The following is a 20,379-nucleotide window of genomic DNA, read 5'->3' on the forward strand; positions in this document are numbered from 1 at the left end:
TCACCTAAATTAACAAGCAAAAGTAATGTCGTGTCTATAGTTGTCGGATAGCGAATAGACTCCGCCTCCCTTATAGGCATTAAAAGCTTCTCTTACATGTGGAATAATGCAGGAATAATCTTCAATACCGGGTTCAAAGAAGCGATCACCCAACGACGAAACTCTTTTTACTGTTTTATAGCTAACCTTACTTCCATCATCGAATTTATCACTCCTGTCGGTATGAACATCTAGCACATAAACTTTTTTCTCAAAGAAAAAGCACCATTGACTATCTTTCTGAAATCCTTCTCCACCACGAGTAAGTTGCATCAGGAACATTTCATTCTCTTTATCAACAGTCCATTGCTTCGAACTACAAGCTCCAGCAATGTATTTTGACTGTATTTCGTTAATACGGTATCTCTCACAGTCTTCTTCGCTGTAAATTTCATTAACAAACATATCAACTCCATCTAGGATAAAATTAAAAATTGACAAACTATATTTAGCCATTTTGAGATATCACTTTTGATCGCTCCGCTACACTCTCATCAACCTTTCTCAACAACGGCAACATCACATACTCAATTAAGCGACGCTAACCTTTTTTACTTTTGCCATTACAGTCATGCCAGGCAACAACTTTACCAATCGCTGATCAACCTGCATTTCACTGAAATCAATTTTAAGTGTTAGCTTATAGGCAACTTTGATTTCATCGATAACAGCATCATTTGCTTTTGTGCCTCCATTACCACCCTGTCCAACGTATGGATGGCGTGTTCTGCACGACACCATCTGCCGAATCATCATAGAGGGATTTTTGGTCTTAACATCCAATTCCAAGTTAGACTATTTTGATTCCATTCGTATCTTTACTGCGCGTCAAGTACTTGTCTAGAGAGGGGCCTTCCTTCAAAAAAATCCTTCGGTCTGGTTTCGCCAGAAAATAAAACAGTCCCCCCTTTACTCGCTTCTATCTTCGGCTTTTCCAATGAGAAATTTACCAAGACCACAAAGGCTTTTCCTGCTGAACTCATTATGCCCAAGCTGCCGTCAGCTGAGGTGCCAAAGCATCTCGAGCCTCTTGCGGAACAACGGAACCTGCACCTTGTGGAGCATCAAAAGCGGCCATGGCATTAATTAACTGTTCCACTGCGCCAGAGTTGAGTGTGGCATTTTCCGACTCGATGTGTTGTTCCATCTGACCCTCGACAAACCAATTCTTTATCGTAACCCGATCATTGGTACCGATGGTGCTGACAATTAAATGATCATTGCTTCTTTGAAACCAAAGATCCTCAGCAGCAGCGTCAGAAAATATAAACTGATCCACTCCAGTATCGTTGACATCTAACCAAACGGTATCAGCGCCATCCCCAAGGCCGAACACAAAGCGATCATCACCATCTCCACCGCGAAGTGTGTCATAACCCGCGCCGCCAACAATCGTGTCATTGCCCGCTGAACCAGTTACGTCATCATTGCCGTTGCCGGCGTGGATTCGATCAATATCGATCAGTGTCGTGGAGGAAAAATCCAGGGTATTCGAATTGCTGGTGCCGGAGAGAATGTTCGTGCCTGCCCCACCGGCAATGACCTCAACACTGTCACTGACCAGGAAGTTGCTGAGGGCGATGGTGTCATCGCCTACACCCCCCGAAATGGTATCGATACCGTCGCCACCGAATATACGATCGGAGCCCTGGCCAGCCCCCTCCACGATGAAGGTGTCATCGCCGCTTTCTCCGCGAAGCGTGTCATAGCCCGCACCACCGACAATGGTGTCATTGCCGGCTGAACCAGTCACGTCATCATTGCCGTTGCCGGCGTGGATTCGATCAATATCGATTAGTGTCGTGGAGGAAAAATCCAGGGTATTTGAATTGCTGGTGCCGGAGAGAATGTTCGTGCCTGCTTTACCATCAATGACCTCAATACTGTCACTGACCAAGAAGTTACTGAGGGCAATAATGTCATCACCTGCCCCCCCCGAAATGGTATCGATGCCGTCGCCACCATAAACCCGATCGGCACCCTGGCCAGCCCCCTCCACGATGAAGGTGTCATCGCCGCCTTCACCGCGAAGCTTGTCATAACCCCCACCACCGACAATGGTGTCATTGCCGGCTGAACCAGTCACGTCATCATTGCCGTTGCCGGCGTGGATTCGATCAATATCGATCAGTGTCGTGGCAGAAAAATCCAGGGTATTTGAATTGCTGGTGCCGGAGAGAATGTTCGTGCCTGCTTTACCATCAATGACCTCAATACTGTCACTGACCAGGAAGTTGCTGAGGGCAATAATGTCATCACCTGCCCCCCCCGAAATGGTATCGATGCCGTCGCCACCATAAACCCGATCGGCACCCTGGCCAGCCCCCTCCACGATGAAGGTGTCATCTCCGCCTTCACCGCGAAGCGTGTCATAACCCGCACCACCGACAATGGTGTCATTGCCCGCTGAACCGGTTACGTCATCATTGCCATTACCCGCTTCGATAAGGTCAATATCAATCAGTGTCGTGGCGGAAAAATCCAGGGTGTTTGAATTGCTGGTGCCGGAGAGAATATTCGTACCTGCCCCACCGGCAATGACCTCAACACTGTCACTGACCAGGAAGTTGCTGAGGGCAATAATGTCATCACCTGCCCCCCCCGAAATGGTATCGATGCCGTCGCCACCAAAAACCCGATCGGCACCCTGGCCAGCCCCCTCCACGACGAAGGTGTCATCGCCACCTTCACCGCGAAGTGTGTCATAACCCGCACCACCGACAATGGTGTCATTGCCCGCTGAACCGGTTACGTCATCATTGCCATTACCCGCTTCGATAAGGTCAATATCAATCAGTGTCGTGGCGGAAAAATCCAGGGTGTTTGAATTGCTGGTGCCGGAGAGAATATTCGTACCTGCCCCACCGGCAATGACCTCAACACTGTCACTGACCAGGAAGTTGCTGAGGGCAATAATGTCATCACCTGTACCACCCGAAATGGTATCGATACCGTCGCCACCAAAAACCCGATCGGCACCCTGGCCAGGACCCTCAACGATAAAGGTATCGTCACCGGCGGCGCCGTTCAGAGTATCATTGCCTGTACCGCCCGTAATGATGTCGTTGCCTACTGTTCCAAGTAAATGGTCATCTCCGGAAGTACCTTCAATGACCGTAGCAGTACTCGCAATACCGGCTAACTCTAATATCTGCTGATGACTCCAAATTTCCCCGCTTGAGAATGTTATTGAAAAAGGAGAAGAACTAATGTCTGCTGCATCATAATCCTTGGTAAAAACTTCGAAATATAATGTCGCAGATGTTCCTATAATTTCTAACTTAATACTCTTAGACTTCCTTCCCTCTTCGCTTATGAGGGTGAGATCTTCCGTAGTGATACCTGCTTTTAAGGAGATTAAAGTCGTCGTGTCATCCTCATACATTGAGGATATATAGGTGACTCCTGAATCACTACCGAATAAAATAGTGTTATTACCGTCGAGCAATTCAATTTCGTTTTCATTAGTTCCAGCATCGATTACGTTATTACCACCAAAAATTTCGGCATAGTCATAACCGGAATCCATAAAGATTTGATTATCGCCAGAAAAAACTTCAGCGTAATCATCACCACTTCCCATGAAAATCTGATTAGTTCCCCCTATAACTTCGGCATAATCGCGACCGTCTTCCATGGATATCTTATTATCACCAGCCTGAACTTGAACGTAATCATTATCCGATCCAGTATCAACTGTATTTTTTCCTGATGTAACTACAACATCATCTTGCCCGGCTCCTGTCTGAACAAATGAGTCGCCCTCTCCCGTTACGACTTCGTTTCCAGAATCATCACCATAAATATATTCGTCATAGAACTGTGAATTAGAATCATCCAGACTTAAAGTCATCAAATCTTGTAGGCTTAGAGTCACTTTATCTTCGAACACTGCGGTTATAGATAAAGTCGAATTCGTGATATCATCAAGTCGAACGGTGCCATCTGACAAAGAAAGAAGAAGATCATCTCCCTCTTGAGAAACGACCAATGATTTAAGGTCAACATCTTTAGAAAAAATTAATATATCTGAATCGGTCGATTTGGAGTCATAAAAGTATATGACATCATTTCCGAAATCCTTTTCAAACATGTACTGATCATTACCCGCCCCGCCGGTGAGGTAATCATTTCCACCGTTTCCGTGTAAAACATCGTTTCCGGCGCCAGCAAAAAGATGGTCGTTCCCATGCAGCTCTTGAGGCAAGACTAAAAAATCATCATCTGTTATCGACTCAAACCAGGATTGTTCTAATAGTTTATCTCCCCTGTCGCCATACAGTATGTCGTCGCCGTCATTACCAAATAAGTAATCATTACCTATTTCTCCTAATATAATGTCGGATCCATTGCCGCCGTAAATTCGATCATTATAAGTTAGTCCATCTTTAATTAAAGATACAAAGTCAGGAGTGATATATTTTCCTAGCTCCCAATTTCGCACATGGTTTGTGATATTGACGCTGCCAATGTCTTTCGTCATGGAGGCCCAAACAGGCTCACTCAGGCCGCTAGAATTCAAAAATTGGGCGTATGAATCGCCCCAGATAACATCATCACCGTTACCACCAGTTACAACATCTGATCCCGCTCCAGCAAGTATAGAATCATTACCCTCATCGCCGCTCAATGAATCGTTATAACTACCTGCATAGATCTGGTCATCTCCTTCGCCACCAAAAATAGTATCGTTATCACCCACATCCTCAAGGTCATTTAAAGTGTAGTCAGCAATCGTGTGTACATACCAGTCATCATCATAGATTACTGATCCTGTATAATCAGCGTGTGAATCAAGATACTGGCCACCTCGTGCCCAGGTATATCCTGTTAATCGGAATTCGTCCGTTCCAAAGAGTATGTCATTACCTCCTTGGCCATAGATCGTGTCGCTTCCTTTACCACCTGCTATTGTATCGTCACCGTGTGCATCAGATACTTGTTGAAAAGAAGTTATTTGACTAAAGAAATTGTCAGTCTCGTGGATATGAGTAATATCTAACGGGATAGATTCATAATCCCCCCAAATAACATCATCTCCTCCTTTTCCTCTGAGCAGATCATGTTGTCTCTGATAATGGTCATACTTTAAAGAGGAAGAGGTTGTCTGCCTTCCGCTAACAGAATAAGTTCCATATACCCCATATATGACATCATTCATATCACCACCATCAGACCAAACAAATGCTGTATCTGATATATTATTTCCGTATGAATGCAATTCTATGGTTCGAGAATTTACCCAGTCGTAAAAATAGAAGTTTGCTCGATCTGCGCTAGGCGGATTATATTGCTCATCAATTGATCGATACCAGTAGCTTGGCAAGTGTGTGTCAGTATAACCATTAGATGGGTTAATATACTCTTGATGCGTGAGTACAAAGTCGCGAGGAATTTCCTCTTGATCCGGGTCAGGCTCTTGTTCACTTTTAAATCCAAATTTACTTTCTAGAAGATCCATGCTTCCTGCTTTTAGCAGGATCTGATCACCATCTCCATAAGATATATAAATGTAGCCGTCAATAAGAGAGATATATCCCGTATCTTCGTTTATTTCAAAAGTAAAGTGATTGTCGGCATTGTCAGTCGAAGAATATGATGAAAGCTTAACACCATCTATTACAATTGAATTATTCTCACCATAAACATCAAATATAATATCTTGGCCATCGCCAGATAAAAACATGTAAGTATCATTGCCTAACCCACCTTCTAGGTAATCATTACCCCCCTTGCCGTCAAGAGTGTCATCGCCAGCCATTCCATATAAGTGATCATCAATATTTTTTCCTAGAATTGTATCCTCAACGTTAGAACCAAAGATGATTTGCTCTAGTTCAGGATGAGCTGGATCATTCTGGGCTGTTTGATTAAATATTATCCCGCTAACTCTATCCTCAAAATAAACGCCATCTCCAACATAAGGGTTGTTCAAATCTGAATTATAGACTCCTTGCGAGCTACTATAATAAGGAGGTATCGATCCATCCTGATTAGCCAGGTTAAAGTACAGCACACGTTCCAATAATTGAGATCTCTTCTCTAGATAGCTTTCAGTTAACTGGCCTTCTCCATGCTCTGAGGAATTGATATTAAGCTCACCGTTCTGGTTGTGCATATCGTAAACTGTCTTCTCAGTTGATATAGCAAACGGACTGAGTTCAATTAACGCATACCTTACAGATTTACCTAAGTCATTCGCTTGGGTAGACATATGCTGAATCTCAGATGCCGTTTTATTCGTCAAATCAACGATTACCCCCAAAGACTCACCATCGCCCAGAGGATTCAGATATGGATTCTCGAGAATCGCTTCCATCCTTAAGTTATAATCTTCCTCGCTTGTAACAGGATTTGAGTTCCCCAAACCCAAAAAGAGTTTCTCAAAATAATGAAGTAAATCTTCTATACCATAACCCTCTCCCTTATCAGTCATAGCATCTATCAAGGAGAGTCTTTCTTGGGTTCCATTTCCTACGATTGCAGAATCCAAACGCTCAATCTTATCTAGAACTTCATGCGCATAGTTCCTAAGCCCTGTTAATTCTATTCCATTACTCAAATATTCATGCCAAAAGACCCTAGGAGGAATAACGTTACTATCAAACGTCTCAACTGGGTACCTATTCGATTGAGTGTATTCCCACAAAGCCTCTCTAGCCTTATATACTGCAGAATTAGGATCTAAAGAGTCTATTAAATCATCACTGTCAATCAAAAAGTTATCTAACTGAGCGAATCCCGCATCCTCAAAAACTGTAATATCTAGATCATGAATAAAGACAATAGCGCCAGTTACGTCATCCCTAACAATTAATATTCCATCCTCAACAGATTGGGTATATCCTTCACCAAAATCTGACGCTCTTACCCCAAGTTCCCAAGGCTCAATATCAGAAAAAACCTCATCCCAAAGACCAAAAATATTTTTGAAGCCTTCTGATGAAAGGCCTTTATTGTAAAATTCTGACCAATCATCGGCGACAAATAAAAAATCTAGATATTGTGTGTTTCCAGGAAAAAGATCTCCTAAGCCCAAATCGTCCCAGACACCACGATCCGTATCGACCATTTCTGACTTTTCTAAATGACCATCCCCCCCTTTAGAGAGGTCGGCTTTAATTGCTTCCAAAGTAGCCTGAGCAATAGCCACAGTAAAATTATCTAAAGTCAAATCATAATTGTTTTCATCAGCCATTTTTGCCAAGTAATTACCAACCACCGCCAAACTGCCTATAGCACCACTATATGTAGTAATAGATGCCTGTATAAGCGCCTGATACTCTCCAGTTTCTAGATAATATTCATAATAAAAATCTGCACGTTTCCCTTCTATAATGTAATTCTGCCAAGAATCTATTTTCTCTTGCGTAATAGCCATAAATCTAATCCTTAATCAATAGCTCAGAAATTTTTGATATTGTGAGGTTGATTAAACCGTCAATTTCATTTAATTCTTCTCCAGGGAAACTTAATTCGTAGCTAATATAGGAATTATAAACCCCAAAGTATCTGCATTTTTTGATACCTCCAATCCCGGAAGATCCTTGATAACATTTAAAGTATATTGGTTGGTGATCTTCACTTTCTTTTATCAAGTAAAAGAAAGCTGCTTCTCCCTGAATATCTAATATATACTTTCTATACCCTTTAAAATTGGATGTAACCTCTGTCATTTTTGATAGAGTATCAGCAATGGAAGTCCTAACAATTGCATTATCATCTACATTTGCAGAAATCTTTAATGTATATCTCGGACTATTCCCAAAGCGTTTCCCAGAAGAAATATCAAGATAAACCGAATCAACCGAACCATACATTGGGGCTTTACTTTTAGGATAAATAATTTCATTTGGAATCATCATTTCAAAACGTTTTTCACCTGAAACCTCAAAGAACACTCTTGAGAAACCAGGGTTAAAAATATGATTCCTGAAACACAGAAACATAATGGAAAATATAAATATTCCAGCCAGCCATCTTTTAGATATTATTTTTTTCATAAATCAATACCTGCTATTGCTATCTGGAAATCACCGTTAACATTATCTTTCTCCTGCACTTTCATCAACTTTCCGCAACAAGGGAGACATTACATACTCAATTAGCTGCCTTTTTCCCGTTTTTACTTCTGCCATAACAGTCATGCCCGGCAATAGTTCAACCAATCTTTGATCAACCTGAATATCACTTGATTCGAGCTTAAGCCGTAGCTTATAGACAAGACCCTTGACTTCATCAATAACTGCATCGGGGGTTACACCAATAACTGTTGCGTCAATCACACCATATTTCGTAAAGTTAAATGTATTTATTTTTACTTCTGCAGGCTGCCCTTCAAATACAAAGCCGATATCTTTATTTTCTAGAACTGCTTCAACTTCTAGAAAATCGTTCTTAGGAACCAGCTTCATCAACTCCTGAGCTTCCATTACCACGCCACCCACAGTATGGATTGCAAGTTGTTGTACTATTCCATCTACTGGGGCATAGAGTATTTGTTTGGATTTGATGTCGTTTGCCTTTGTCAATTCTTGAAACAGATTCTTCTGTTGCCGTTCGTACTCTTGCTGTGCTTCAAGTACCTGTTTAACCTTTTCTGCCTTTAAGCTATCTATTTGCTGATTAGCAGTTTCTATAGCCGCTTGATATTGCAGGCGTTGGGCCCTATAGGCTTTTAGCATTTGCTCTTGCTCGATTCTGGACTGCTCCAATGTCAGATAATCCATTTCTGGAGCCATTTTTTGGTCAACCAGCTTCTTTAGCGCTTCTGTTCGACGATTAATTAAAGGAAGTGTTTGTTCTATTTGGGAAATCTGTGCGCTATTCGTCGCAAGCGATGCGATTCGCTCTTGTTTTTGGCTTTGCAGGGATTTCAGTCTTGCTAGATAGTCGGCCCAAGCCTGTTGCAGCAGTGCTTGCTGGGCAGGTAATTCTTCTGAGGTTAAAGTGATGCCGAGCTGTTCTCCAATGCGTAAAGTCGGTACTATTAGCTTCTCATTATTTTTAGCGACGCTCTCAGTTTGACCGATTTTAGCTGGGTTTTGTAAAGCTTGTAACAGGTGTTGCCCCCTTAACCAGGCTAATCGAGCATGACGTAACTCCTGCTCTATTCGGATGACTTCTGCGTCAGTGGCAACTTGATCCAACTCGACCAATGGTTGGCCTTTAACAACCTCTTGTCCTTCTGCGACTAAAATGGATTTAACTACACCCTTCTCTAGCGGCTGGATGGATTTAATACGACCGCCAGAGATGATTTTGCCTTCTGCCACGGCCACAATATCAACCTCGCCAATACAGGCCCAAGCTACGGCGATGGTAAAAAACGTAATAATCGTTGCTCCAAGCAACTTTCCCATAGGGGAAGGCGGTGACTCTAATATCTCTAATGATGCGGGCATAAAATCCAGCGTTTGCTGGTCTAGCTTCTTTTGATCAACTTCCTTGCGGTTCTGCCAGGCTGTTTTGAGGTTTTTCCAATAGGAAGGTTTGAGACTCTCGGGGCTATCAGTTTGTCTTACAGAAGCGATATCTTCCTGCCCCCTCAGGGATGACGGCCTCAATTGTAAAATAAGGCTGCGGGCCATGGTTGCAAACCGGAGAAGACTAGATTTCAATTGATTGATGCTCGTGGCCAGCACTTTAATCATTGATTGTCTCCTCCTTTCCGGTGATAGCTTGATTTACTACTCTGTCAGCATTTGGAGACTTCTCCTGGGGTACGACAGGCTTAATGCTGGGGACATGGTTCTGATAGCTATAGAGCTTGTTATAGTAGCCATTGAGCTCTATTAACTGATCATGATTACCACTCTCGATAATCCTGCCTTTATCCATAACGATAATGCGATCGCATTGACGTACCGTAGAAAGGCGGTGAGCAATAATAAAAACCGTACGACCCTTGCAGATGCCTGCCATATTCTCTTGGATAATGCGCTCAGACTCATAATCCAAAGCACTGGTTGCCTCATCAAAGATAAGGATCTTCGGATTAGTAATCAACGCTCTGGCAATAGCGATTCGCTGCCGTTGACCTCCGGACAAATTACAGCCCTGCTCTCCTACAGCCGTGTCATACCCTTCAGGTAATTCCATGACAAATTCATGAGCGCCAGCCAGCTGTGCTGCTCTAACGACCATTTCCATGGGCAGGCCGGGATTGGCGATGGCAATGTTTTCACGAACGCTGCGATTAAATAAGAAATTTTCCTGCAAAACGACACCGATATTACGGCGCAGCCATGCCGTATCGACCACACCAAGATCAACACCATCGATAGAGACCTTGCCGCTTTCAGGTACATAAAAGCGCTGTATTAATTTTGTCAGTGTGCTTTTGCCTGACCCCGAACGACCAACGATACCCACGACCTCGCCGGGCGGGGCCACAAAATCTATGCCGTCGAGCACTACAGGTCCATCAGGACGATATCGAAAACGAACACCGTCGAGCTTTACCTCACCTTGCAGCTGCGGCAAGGTGCTGCGATTAGGGTTAAAGCCAGGCTCGCGAGGCGTATTAAGAATATCGCCCAGTCGCTTGACGGAAATACCCGCCTGCTGAAAATCCTGCCAGAGTTGAACCAGCTTTAATATCGGTCCGCTGACTTGTCCGGCAAGCATATTAAACGCGACCAACATGCCTACGGTCATTTCACCCGCCATGACTGCATAGGCACCAAAGAAGATAATGCCCAGAGTTGTGAGCTTACTGATAAAGCCTGCTATTTGATTGGAGATATTGCCGATATGCTGAGTGTTGAAGGAGGCAGTTACATAATGGGCAAGCTGATCTTCCCAGCGTCGCTGCATTTGAGGTTCAAGCGCACAGGCCTTCACGGTTTCTACACCGGTAACGGATTCCGTTAAAAACGCCTGATTCTGTGCGCCATATTCGAACTTTTTATCCAGCCGCGCACGCAGCATTGGGGTAATAACCACGGACAACAAGATATAAAGCGGGATTGTCCCCATCACGATGAGAGTCAGTGTGGGGCTGTAATACCACATGACCGCAAAGAATACGGAGGTAAAGACCAGATCAATACACAGGGTTAATGCAGACCCTGTAATAAAGTTGCGGATAGTGTCCAGTTCTCTCACTCGGGCAACGCTTTGCCCAACCTGACGTGCTTCAAAGTAAGGTAGCGGCAAGCCCATTAGATGGTTGTAGAGTTTTGCACCCAGCTCTACATCGACTCTATTGGTGGTGTGACTGAATAGGTAGTTGCGAATACCGCCCAGAATGGCATCAAATAAAGCGATGACTAAAAAGCCGACAGCCAATACATCCAGTGTTGATAGCCCTTTGTGAACGAGGACTTTATCCATAATGACCTGGAAAAACAGCGGGGTTATTAAAGCGAATAATTGTATGAAGAAGGACGCCAGTAACACACCGCCAAACAATTTGCGATATTTGACGATGGAGGGGATAAACCAGCTGATATCGAATTCTCGTACGGCTTCGAGTAATCTGCCGCGTTTTGTCAGTAAGATCAATTCACCCGACCAAACTGTTTCTAATTCTGTTATAGGCAGCTGTTCGGGTGCTTGCTTGTCTGGGAATAAGGCCAGTATCTGGGCTGGGGAGTCCTCCTGATCACCCCTATTTCCCTCCCTGAATTTAGCAAGAATGAAATATTTCCCATCGTGGGATTTGGCTATGGCGGGGAGGATATGGTTGCTGAGCGTCGACGCTGGAATGGTAGCCAATCTGGTTTTGAAGCCGACGGACTTCGCTGCTCTCAGCAAATCATTGTCGGTAAAACATTGAGAGGGGTCCCCAAACTGATGCTTGAGTTGTTGATAATCAGCGGGCACTTGCTGTAAGCGGGCCAGCGTGACCAGACATTGGCAGCCTGTGTCGAGCGTAATTGCCATTCCTAAATTTCCCTGGATAAAAGCCTTCCTTGAGCCACTTGTTGGCAAGTGACCAGCACTCACATGTGCTTTTACACGACTCTACCATACCAAAGAAGTAATAAAAACAAGCAGCCGGGCGATTGCATACGATGAGGGGTCGCCCAGGCAACTGACATCATCGATTTACTTCAGCTCGACAGTAGGTACGAGCTTGTTGTGGGCAGGCAGGATTTGAAACGCTCCATATTTCTATAGGTAGTGGTAACACCTGATATTGTGATTACCTCATGTTTCCAAATTTATCTCCTGCACCCACGCTTGAAGCTGGCAACTCCGGCTACCCCGCCCAATAATATGGGAGGGGCGCTAGAACCCGGCCAAATCATTCTCCATCGCTTGTCGTCGCTGGTCATCTTCCGGCTCGGTGTAAATGGCTGTGGTTTCAATCTGACGATGGCGGAGGATGCTCTGTACCGTTCTCAGATGCTCCCCTGCTGCCAACAGGTTTTGAGCCCGGCGGTGGCGAATACTGTGCAGACTGCCGTGAGTGATTTGTTCCGGATTGGCCAAGCCTTGATCGGTCGCAAAGGCTTCAGCGGTTTTGAGCAACCGTTTCAGTGCCCGCCTCGCTTCGCTAGCACCCACTGAGGGTTTCGGTTCGCCTTGTTCATCAAGCGGCCACACCGAAGCCAGAAATGGCAAAGTTTCCTCCTGAACCGGGCGCTCCGACAGGCCGTGAAAGCGGCGGTAATGGGTCAACAGCAGTCATAGCAAGTAAAGCTCTACCCCACCTGAACGCTACTTTAAGCAATTCCCGAACAAATGCTTATCGCAAATATTTAGTCAATTTTGACAATTGCTAGCTGCTTAACAAGAACATACCAAGTTTCAATATCAATAAACATGCAAAAACAAACACCACCTCAAAACTGTACACTTCCCCTGAAAAAATTGATTTATCTGTTAACATTGAGCAAATAATTCCGATAATGAATAAACTAATTCCCTCGGAACAATACTTGCGACAATAGCAAGGTAGGTGATCGTATTGGCCAGACGTACTGGACGTTCGTCTGGGTACAAGAATCCGAGCAAGATCTATTCAATACTCTACTGGTTATGGATGTGCCCAGGCTGGATGACCGACGGCAGGTCGAAACAGAAATGCATCCGGGTTTTGCTCGGCTTTATAGTGAAACCGGATGATGCCTCTGAGAAAGATGGAACCGACGAAGAGGATGTTGGCTTTACCACTATCATTGCGCCCTGGAAGTAGGTGCACCAATAAGTCGGATTACATACTCATACCCGGCGAAGATGTTGGTTCCTCGTCTTCACTTAAGGATTCAGCAAACGCAATGGCATGAGATAGCGAACCGAACACATCCGATTCATAGCCTTCAACACAGTATCCGATAGTTCTGCGGGTAGAAACGTTCATATCGACCTCTTCAATTCGCATGATTCGCAAACCATTTACAACACTGTCAAAGGTTATTTTTTCTGACATTACTAACACTCTGAATTAAAAGTAATGGGGTAAGGACTATGACTATAAAGGCCAAACAAGACAACTAATCAAGATCACTGCTGTAGATAATGAATGGTAGCTCAGCATCATACTCAATGCCTTCATGAGCCATACTTTCCGCAATGGTCATTATCTCTTCACCGTTTTCAGCAAAGGCACTTTCTAAAGCCTCCTTACTATCGCCTTCAGCCTCGTAATGATCTTGCAACGCTTCCGCTGTAATAACACAGCGACAATTGCGACCAAGTACCTTAATACGAAAAGAAACGCCGTTAAAGTCGGGATTATAGGCATACATGAAAGCTACCTCCTCGTCTCAGGGATTCTCTTAGGAACATACACATGGCGAAGTACCACTTCAATCCCCAACCAGCCAAAGAAGCCTTAGCCCATTTCCGAGCTAAATGGTATCAAGCATGGCTTTGACCCTAGAGATGTCTTTCGGGAAGAGCATTCCAGCGCTCTTCTCAGCAGCCAAGGCTATGCAGGTAGATGTTCTGAAGTCCATTCGTGACGAGCTGGATCGCAGCGTACCTTTAAGCAATTCAAACAAGACCTAACACCGACCCTGCAAAAGCTGAGATGGTGAGGTAAGTTAAATCAGGTAGATACGCTGACAGGAGAAGCCCATACTGTACGGCTGGGTAGCCCGCGTTTCCTCAAAACCATTTACCAGGTCAACATGCGAACTGCCTGGTCAGCAGCTGCCTGCAGGACAAGCAGTTTAGGCACTTGGCACGTTGCCCGCGACCATGCATTGCCTAAAGAGATCATCAGAATCTAGTACAAGATCTATCGCCCCCAAAAGCCGTATTGTTAGATGTGTCGAATAAGAGACTCATCTACCTGCTGAGCCTTTCAGATAATCAACATGGTAAAGTTGTGATAACTCTAAGTCATAAAGGTAAAACCCGCCTGCAAGGGGTGCGCGAGAAGAACTAGGCTAACGACATCCGCACCGCCAGCAAGGCCGACTTAAAAGACCTTCAAGCCGATATCAAAGGTGGGCAACTGGAACTGTTTTCAGGCTCATTGTGATTAGAGTCGGTAGAAATCGCATCATCACGTAAAACCGGGATTTCTTTAGGGGCGTCAACAGCTACTCGAATTTGACCATTGTGGATGTATACAGTGACTTGGCTATCGCCAACAGAGAAAGATTCGCCAGAACGGCGCTTAAAGATCAACATTCGCAACTCCTTTTGCGATTAAAGTTTGAACACCTCGTGGGGTGCGCCCCATTTTCACGCCCAAGAGCCCATGGCCCACGTCGATCTTACCCAGCTCCAGACCCTGATATCTGGCGGCGAATCCTCAGGCGCTACGAAGCGCCTGTCAACTATAACGCTATCGCCCCGATTGTGGCCAGAGTCCCGTTATTGTATTAAGGTATAATGCTCATTTTGTATCGTGTTTTGTAAGCAACAGACCTCAGGTATAAGGATAGGAGCCAAAAATGTCTGATAAAAAGAAAAATGGGGAGTCTACCGAGGCTTTAACCCGCAAGGATCTTGGGGTTGAAAATTTCAAGGAGCGTACTTCCAATAATCATGAAAAAATGATTATTCAGGAAAGTCATGACCGTATTCTCGACCCTATCCGGGACACACATGCGCCACCACCTTCATTAAGTAAGGGCAGTAAGGGCACTAAAGAGAAGTAAAGTCAGCTATCAGCTAAAGGATTCAGCAATGGCAGCCAGTAAGAAACCACATTCAGGCGGCAGCAATAAGTCAAATCCATTTATTGACAAATCACGCAACGGAATCGCGAAGGACTCCAGTATTAGGGGGCAAAGGTCTAATCAACCCATTCGAGACACACATGCACCACCACCTCCCCGCAAAGGCAGGGGGAAGTAGGCTATAATCTGTACACCACTTGTGATGGAGTAACTCATGTCTGATGTATCGGAAGATTTGCACGGCTTGCTTTTTGGCATCCAGAGATCTGTAAGGTACCACAGCCGCCGGGAGCAGTTTTTTGACCGTTTCAATACCTTTGTTACGGTCTTAAATCTAATTTTGGGCTCTGCGACAATCCTGACATTTGCTGCTGAATTTGCTAAGGATTGGGCACTTTGGGCCAAGCTGCTTCCTGCGGCTGCAGTAACCGTCCTATCCTCTATTGACTTGGTCATTGGTTCTGCGCGCATGGCTCGGACGCATAATGATTTAGCTCGTGAATTCATTGTACTGGAAAAGGAAGTTCGCACGAGCAAGGTTAGTGAACTGACTGAAGAGGATATAGCTAACTTTACTGGGCGACGCCTGGATATTGAAATGAAAGAACCACCGGTGAAGCTTGTCTTAGACTCTATTTGTCACAATGAACTGCTTAAGGCATCAGGGTATGATGCTGCTGAATATCTGAAGATAGGCAGACTGCAAGCATTCTTTGCGCAGCTCATTGACATCACCCCGTCTTCCATAACAAAAGCGGTGTCCGCCACCTAAATTCTAAAGACGAATTGTGCGCAGCTGTGTGGCCTCAGAAGGTCCTCACAGCTTCATTGCCCCGCTATGGCACTCAACTTGCGATTTAAAAGCATTTTTACAGGGGTTAAGTGCCGTGATCTGGCCTCAGATTTCACGAATCTTTTCCCAACACCCTAAACTGGCTATTCTGTCGCCACATTTCGACACCCCCTCAACCTTCCCGACTTTCGATAAACCAACCTCCCAGATTGCGCCCCTACATTGGGTCGCATGAAAACATTACACCCCCAAACCGCCCTAGCTAAGGCCCTTAACTTCCAGCTTGCCGAAGATGGTCAGCAGCCTGAATGGCTACTCCTGGTTCCGACCAATACCTTCGGCCGGAATGGGTGGATCACCCCAACATACGCCAAGTGTTTTCTCATATATTTGTAAAATCAGTGGACTATGCCTATACGGTGGCCAGAAGTGGTCAAAAACAGACTGCAAAGAGCTGATTTTGGGAAGCTGGAAAGACGGGGTTCCAGCCCCCAGAGGGGGGGGGGGCCAGGAGGGGTCATTCTGAATCTGAGTTAGCAATCAGATATGGGTGGGCCAATAACGATTGAAATAGCCTCAAGTTTAGTGCCCTAGAGAATGCTCTCGACTCTAGGTGCCCAGCAAAATCCCTCGTTCGCTCTGGCTCCCATGTCACATAACCATCTGTATCAATATAAAAGGCTAAAACTTCGGGGTCATATTCGTCATTAATCGAATTAAAGTTAATTGAAACTCGATTATAAAAGTACTGCGAGGCATTATTGAACACAATCCGCTGGTGGGCGGATAAGTCATAACCTAGCGCTTCTATTTCGCAAGAAGTTCCATTGTCTGCCAAAACGGTCAGTATGTTGTCGGGGTTTGAACCTTTAAAGTGAGTATTCAAATATTGTACAAGGTTTGCTTTTTGCCGAGTTAATGCGTCTGCATTTTCTTTGGCGAAAGATATTGGATACTGATGCATGAGCTTCCCTATCACACGATTTGTTAATAGTGCCCATTGAGATAAGGCCGTAGTAGCTCAAGTTCAAGGGTATTTGGCGTGTAAAATTATGAGGTTTAACGTGTAAGGTTCGGCTCATCAGCGCGCTACACTAACAGACAATCAAAAAGGAAGGACTGATCGTGACAAATAGAACAGAGTATGAAAAGCGCACAAAAACCGAATCAAAAATTCGGCCCAAAGGTACGTACAAGTAGAGGCCAGAAGATTATAAACAACAAGAAAGCTTTCTAACTCAATAAGATAAAGCTGCCAGCCACTATTTGAAGCATAAACTGGCAGCTTTTTATTTAAAGCATAAAATGGCAAATTGAGACATTTTATGAGTCAACCGACACTTTCGAATCGGCCTTTTTGAAATTGGTGCCCAGGAGAGGACTTGAACCTCCACGCCCGTAAGAGCACTAGCACCTGAAGCTAGCGTGTCTACCAATTTCACCACCTGGGCTTAACAGGCTGTGCCTGTTGAGGAGGCGCATATTAGTGACCTCTCACTGGCTTGTCAATCATCAGATTGAACTTTTTTCAGAATTTTAGGGTTCACCGGTAAATATCTCCATGGGTAGCCATGCCCGCTTTCTGTCTATGCCACCGGCAGGCATGGACTTCAGCGATTCCCACCGATAGAATACCGAACTATCATTCAACTTTAATCATTGATCATTGGGTGCCCTATGACATCACAGCGCTGCAATTCCTATTACACCGCCAGCATCAATCAGGAAACAGATTATCCGCAATTGGATGGGGAGGTGCGCGTTGATGTCGCGATTATTGGTGGTGGCTTCACCGGAGTCGCCACCGCCGTCGAACTGTGCGAAAAGGGACTCAAGGTCGCCATTATTGAAGCCAACAAGATTGGCTGGGGCGCCACCGGACGCAACGGTGGCCAGGTCACGGGCAGCCTGTCTGGCGATCAGGCCATGACCAAGCAGCTTCGCAAAACCTGGGATGGGGATGCGGAAGAGTTTGTCTGGAACATGCGCTGGCGCGGTCACGACATCATCAAGAAGCGTGTCGAAAAATACGGCATCCAGTGCGACCTTAAGCACGGCCACTTGCAGGCAGCCTACAAACCTTCTCACATGGCGGAGCTGGAAGCCATGCATGAGGAAGCACACCGCCGCGGTATGGGCGATGATGTGAAACTGCTGTCAAAGGCGGATATGCCCGACTATCTGGAAAGCCCCATTTATCACGGCGGCCTGCTGAATACCCGCAATATGCATCTGCACTCCCTCAATCTGTGTATCGGCGAGGCCAGAGCGGCAGAATCCATGGGCGCCTTGATTTTCGAGAACTCGCCTGTCGAAGACATTATCCACGGTGATACCCCTGCGGTAGTGACTGCCAAGGGTCGGGTAACGGCCAATTCCGTGCTGCTGGCCGGCAATGCCTACCACAAGCTGGCGCGTAAAAAGCTCATGGGTACCATCTTTCCGGCCTCACTGGGTAACCTGGTGACCAAGCCTCTGGGCGACGAAGTGGCCAATGCCATCAACCCGAAAGACCTGGCCGTATACGACTGCCGGTTCGTACTGGACTACTACCGGTTGACTGCCGACAAGCGACTGATGTTCGGTGGCGGAACCAACTACTCTGGCCGCGATTCCAAAAGCGTAGCCAACGAATTGCGTCCGGCCATTGAAAAGACCTTTCCGCGCCTTAAGGGAGTGGAAATCGAATACGAGTGGACCGGCATGGCAGGCATTGTCATCAACCGCATCCCGCAATTGGGCAAACTCTCCGATCACGTATTTTACTGCCAGGGTTATTCCGGCCACGGGGTCGCCACCACCCACATCATGGGTGAGATCATGGCCAATGCCATCACCGGCTCACTGACGGAATTTGATGCTTTCGCCAAAATGAAGCACATCCGCATCCCACTGAATGAGTGGTTTGGCAATCAGGCTCTGGCGGCAGGCATGTGGTATTACAAGATGCTGGAGAAGCTGCGCTGATCCGCGCCCCCAAAGATACTCGCCCACAAAAAAGCCAGCGGTTTCCTGCTGGCTTTTTTGTTTCGATGTTTGAGTAGAGTGGATTAAACCCCCATCACACCCAACAACTCATCGCGCTTTTCTTCCATCAAGCCATAGTTTCCGCGCGTTTCAACATTCAGTCGCACCACCGGCTCGGTGTTGGACATACGCAGATTAAAACGCCAGTCGCCGAAGCTCATGCTCAGGCCATCGGTGTAATCCACGGCGGTTGCACTGTCCTTGTAATGGGACTCCACCGCAGCCAGTGCGGCTTTCGGATCTTCGATTTTGTTGTTGATCTCACCGCTGCAGGGGAAGAGCTCAATACACTCGTCCACCAGTTCTGCCAGACTTTTGCCGGTGCGGCTCATTAATTCCGTGACCAGCAGCCAGGGAATCATGCCGCTGTCGCAGTAGGCAAAATCGCGGAAATAATGGTGCGCACTCATCTCGCCACCGTAGACCGCATCCTCCGAGCGCATACGCTCCTTGATGAAGGCATGGCCGGTTTTGCTCTGGATGGCCTTGCCGCCCATTTTTTCGCAAATGGCTTCCGTGTTCCAGGTCAGGCGTGGGTCATGAACGATCTTGGAACCGGGGTTTTTCAACAGGAAGGTTTCGGCCAGCAACCCCACCAGATAGTAGCCCTCGATAAAGCGGCCGGTGGAATCAAAGAAGAAACAGCGGTCGAAATCACCGTCCCAGGCGATGCCCAAATCGGCACCGTGCTCCTTGATGGCAGCTTCTGTCGGCGGACGGTTTTCTTCCAGCAGTGGATTGGGCACACCGTGAGGGAAATTGCCGTCCGGCTCGTGATGGACTTTGATAAACTCAAACGGCAGGAAGGACTCAATGGCATCGATCACCATACCCGCACCGCCGTTGCCGGCATTGACCACAACTTTTAACGGCTTGAGCTTGTCCTTTTCGACATAGCCCAGCAGGTGCTCGATGTAAGGCGCGCGGTTGTCCAGGTGCTCAAGCGTACCGCGCTTGCCCACCGGTGCAAAGTCATTGGCCTCCGCCATCGCTTTGATGTCATTGAGGCCGGTATCACCACTGATTGGACGGGAGCCCTTCTTCACCAGCTTCATCCCGTTGTAATCTTTCGGGTTGTGACTGGCCGTAACACAAATGCCCCCATCCACACCCAGATGAAAGGTGGCGAAGTAAATTTCTTCGGTGCCACACTGGCCGATGTGAATGACATCCACCCCGGCATCCATTAACCCGTTCGCCAACGCATCGGTCAACTCGGCGCTGGTCAGACGAATGTCGTGTCCCACCACCACTTTCTGGGGCTTCAAAAATTCGGCATAAGCGCGACCCACTCGATAGGCCACGTCATCGTTCAGCTCATCCGGCAAACGACCGCGAATGTCGTAAGCTTTAAAGCAGGTTAGTTCCGTCATATTCGATCCTTAAACGTCTTGATCTTAATTGACTGTGCATAAATCTGTGGCGCTCTTGAAA

At 46.1% G+C, this 20,379-nt stretch carries 16 protein-coding genes and 1 tRNA gene; 4 read left to right on the plus strand and 13 right to left on the minus strand.

What is annotated here, in order from left to right:
- Positions 1 to 9: 9 nt before the first annotated feature.
- The 9 genes from KOI40_RS00460 to KOI40_RS00540 form a co-directional block, all read right to left on the minus strand.
- Positions 10 to 444: a hypothetical protein gene (locus KOI40_RS00460; RefSeq protein WP_216095457.1), complete on the minus strand. Its 435-nt coding sequence runs from the start codon at positions 442 to 444 to the stop codon at positions 10 to 12.
- Positions 445 to 570: 126 nt separating this feature from the next.
- Positions 571 to 795 (minus strand): hypothetical protein, encoded by a 225-nt coding sequence (locus KOI40_RS00465; RefSeq protein WP_216095458.1) that lies wholly within the window; start codon positions 793 to 795, stop codon positions 571 to 573.
- 226 nt (positions 796 to 1,021) lie between these two features.
- On the minus strand, positions 1,022 to 7,420 hold the full coding sequence (locus tag KOI40_RS18310; protein ID WP_304504151.1) for a calcium-binding protein: 6,399 nt from the start codon (positions 7,418 to 7,420) through the stop codon (positions 1,022 to 1,024).
- A gap of 4 nt (positions 7,421 to 7,424) precedes the next feature.
- A complete protein-coding gene (locus KOI40_RS00515) occupies positions 7,425 to 8,042 on the minus strand; it encodes a hypothetical protein (RefSeq protein WP_216095459.1) in 618 nt (205 codons plus the stop codon).
- Positions 8,043 to 8,084: 42 nt separating this feature from the next.
- On the minus strand, positions 8,085 to 9,692 hold the full coding sequence (locus KOI40_RS00520; RefSeq protein WP_216095460.1) for an HlyD family type I secretion periplasmic adaptor subunit: 1,608 nt from the start codon (positions 9,690 to 9,692) through the stop codon (positions 8,085 to 8,087).
- Positions 9,685 to 11,991 carry a type I secretion system permease/ATPase gene (locus KOI40_RS00525; protein ID WP_369413125.1) on the minus strand — a complete coding sequence of 769 codons (2,307 nt, stop codon included), beginning with the start codon at positions 11,989 to 11,991 and terminating at the stop codon, positions 9,685 to 9,687. Before KOI40_RS00525 ends, KOI40_RS00520 begins: the two co-directional genes overlap by 8 nt.
- Positions 11,992 to 12,276: 285 nt before the next feature.
- Positions 12,277 to 12,612 carry a tyrosine-type recombinase/integrase gene (locus KOI40_RS00530; protein WP_216095461.1) on the minus strand — a complete coding sequence of 112 codons (336 nt, stop codon included), beginning with the start codon at positions 12,610 to 12,612 and terminating at the stop codon, positions 12,277 to 12,279.
- A 592-nt stretch (positions 12,613 to 13,204) separates the two neighbouring features.
- Entirely contained in the window at positions 13,205 to 13,420 is a 216-nt protein-coding gene (locus tag KOI40_RS00535; RefSeq protein WP_216095462.1) for a hypothetical protein, read from the minus strand.
- 64 nt (positions 13,421 to 13,484) lie between these two features.
- Complete coding sequence (locus tag KOI40_RS00540) at positions 13,485 to 13,739, minus strand: DUF1488 family protein (RefSeq protein ID WP_216095463.1); 255 nt, start codon at positions 13,737 to 13,739, stop codon at positions 13,485 to 13,487.
- Positions 13,740 to 13,857: 118 nt separating this feature from the next.
- Between KOI40_RS00540 and KOI40_RS00545 the strand changes: the two genes are divergently transcribed.
- Positions 13,858 to 14,001, plus strand: coding sequence for a hypothetical protein (locus KOI40_RS00545; RefSeq protein WP_216095464.1), 144 nt, complete (start codon positions 13,858 to 13,860; stop codon positions 13,999 to 14,001).
- Between the two features lie 426 nt (positions 14,002 to 14,427).
- Here KOI40_RS00545 and KOI40_RS00550 read toward each other — a convergent pair whose 3' ends face one another.
- Positions 14,428 to 14,631 carry a carbon storage regulator gene (locus KOI40_RS00550; protein ID WP_216095465.1) on the minus strand — a complete coding sequence of 68 codons (204 nt, stop codon included), beginning with the start codon at positions 14,629 to 14,631 and terminating at the stop codon, positions 14,428 to 14,430.
- Between the two features lie 266 nt (positions 14,632 to 14,897).
- On the opposite strand from KOI40_RS00550, the gene KOI40_RS00555 reads away from it, so the two are divergent.
- Positions 14,898 to 15,104: a hypothetical protein gene (locus KOI40_RS00555; RefSeq protein WP_216095466.1), complete on the plus strand. Its 207-nt coding sequence runs from the start codon at positions 14,898 to 14,900 to the stop codon at positions 15,102 to 15,104.
- Between the two features lie 235 nt (positions 15,105 to 15,339).
- The gene (locus KOI40_RS00560; protein WP_216095467.1) at positions 15,340 to 15,897 is read left to right on the plus strand and encodes a hypothetical protein; all 558 of its coding nucleotides are present in this window, start codon (positions 15,340 to 15,342) and stop codon (positions 15,895 to 15,897) included.
- 538 nt (positions 15,898 to 16,435) lie between these two features.
- Here the strand turns inward: KOI40_RS00560 and KOI40_RS00565 are convergent.
- Both KOI40_RS00565 and KOI40_RS00570 read right to left on the minus strand, forming a co-directional pair.
- On the minus strand, positions 16,436 to 16,882 hold the full coding sequence (locus KOI40_RS00565) for a hypothetical protein (protein WP_216095468.1): 447 nt from the start codon (positions 16,880 to 16,882) through the stop codon (positions 16,436 to 16,438).
- A 400-nt stretch (positions 16,883 to 17,282) separates the two neighbouring features.
- Positions 17,283 to 17,369, minus strand: a tRNA-Leu gene (locus KOI40_RS00570).
- 226 nt (positions 17,370 to 17,595) lie between these two features.
- On the opposite strand from KOI40_RS00570, the gene KOI40_RS00575 reads away from it, so the two are divergent.
- A complete protein-coding gene (locus tag KOI40_RS00575; protein ID WP_216095469.1) occupies positions 17,596 to 18,885 on the plus strand; it encodes an NAD(P)/FAD-dependent oxidoreductase in 1,290 nt (429 codons plus the stop codon).
- A gap of 83 nt (positions 18,886 to 18,968) precedes the next feature.
- Here the strand turns inward: KOI40_RS00575 and KOI40_RS00580 are convergent, their stop codons facing one another.
- Positions 18,969 to 20,318 (minus strand): phosphohexomutase domain-containing protein, encoded by a 1,350-nt coding sequence (locus KOI40_RS00580; protein ID WP_216095470.1) that lies wholly within the window; start codon positions 20,316 to 20,318, stop codon positions 18,969 to 18,971.
- Positions 20,319 to 20,379: the final 61 nt, after the last annotated feature.

This window comes from Pseudomaricurvus albidus (assembly GCF_018863235.1).
Lineage (GTDB): Bacteria > Pseudomonadota > Gammaproteobacteria > Pseudomonadales > Cellvibrionaceae > Pseudomaricurvus > Pseudomaricurvus albidus.

Excerpts from the sequence above, each read along its gene's own strand:
- KOI40_RS00460 (WP_216095457.1), bottom strand. The coding sequence starts at position 444 with ATGTTTGTTAATGAAATTTACAGCGAAGAAGACTGTGAGAGATACCGT.
- KOI40_RS00465 (WP_216095458.1), bottom strand. The coding sequence starts at position 795 with ATGATGATTCGGCAGATGGTGTCGTGCAGAACACGCCATCCATACGTT.
- KOI40_RS18310 (WP_304504151.1), bottom strand. The coding sequence starts at position 7,420 with ATGGCTATTACGCAAGAGAAAATAGATTCTTGGCAGAATTACATTATA.
- KOI40_RS00515 (WP_216095459.1), bottom strand. The coding sequence starts at position 8,042 with ATGAAAAAAATAATATCTAAAAGATGGCTGGCTGGAATATTTATATTT.
- KOI40_RS00520 (WP_216095460.1), bottom strand. The coding sequence starts at position 9,692 with ATGATTAAAGTGCTGGCCACGAGCATCAATCAATTGAAATCTAGTCTT.
- KOI40_RS00535 (WP_216095462.1), bottom strand. The coding sequence starts at position 13,420 with ATGTCAGAAAAAATAACCTTTGACAGTGTTGTAAATGGTTTGCGAATC.
- KOI40_RS00540 (WP_216095463.1), bottom strand. The coding sequence starts at position 13,739 with ATGTATGCCTATAATCCCGACTTTAACGGCGTTTCTTTTCGTATTAAG.
- KOI40_RS00545 (WP_216095464.1), top strand. The coding sequence starts at position 13,858 with ATGGCTTTGACCCTAGAGATGTCTTTCGGGAAGAGCATTCCAGCGCTC.
- KOI40_RS00550 (WP_216095465.1), bottom strand. The coding sequence starts at position 14,631 with ATGTTGATCTTTAAGCGCCGTTCTGGCGAATCTTTCTCTGTTGGCGAT.
- KOI40_RS00555 (WP_216095466.1), top strand. The coding sequence starts at position 14,898 with ATGTCTGATAAAAAGAAAAATGGGGAGTCTACCGAGGCTTTAACCCGC.
- KOI40_RS00560 (WP_216095467.1), top strand. The coding sequence starts at position 15,340 with ATGTCTGATGTATCGGAAGATTTGCACGGCTTGCTTTTTGGCATCCAG.
- KOI40_RS00565 (WP_216095468.1), bottom strand. The coding sequence starts at position 16,882 with ATGCATCAGTATCCAATATCTTTCGCCAAAGAAAATGCAGACGCATTA.
- KOI40_RS00575 (WP_216095469.1), top strand. The coding sequence starts at position 17,596 with ATGACATCACAGCGCTGCAATTCCTATTACACCGCCAGCATCAATCAG.
- KOI40_RS00580 (WP_216095470.1), bottom strand. The coding sequence starts at position 20,318 with ATGACGGAACTAACCTGCTTTAAAGCTTACGACATTCGCGGTCGTTTG.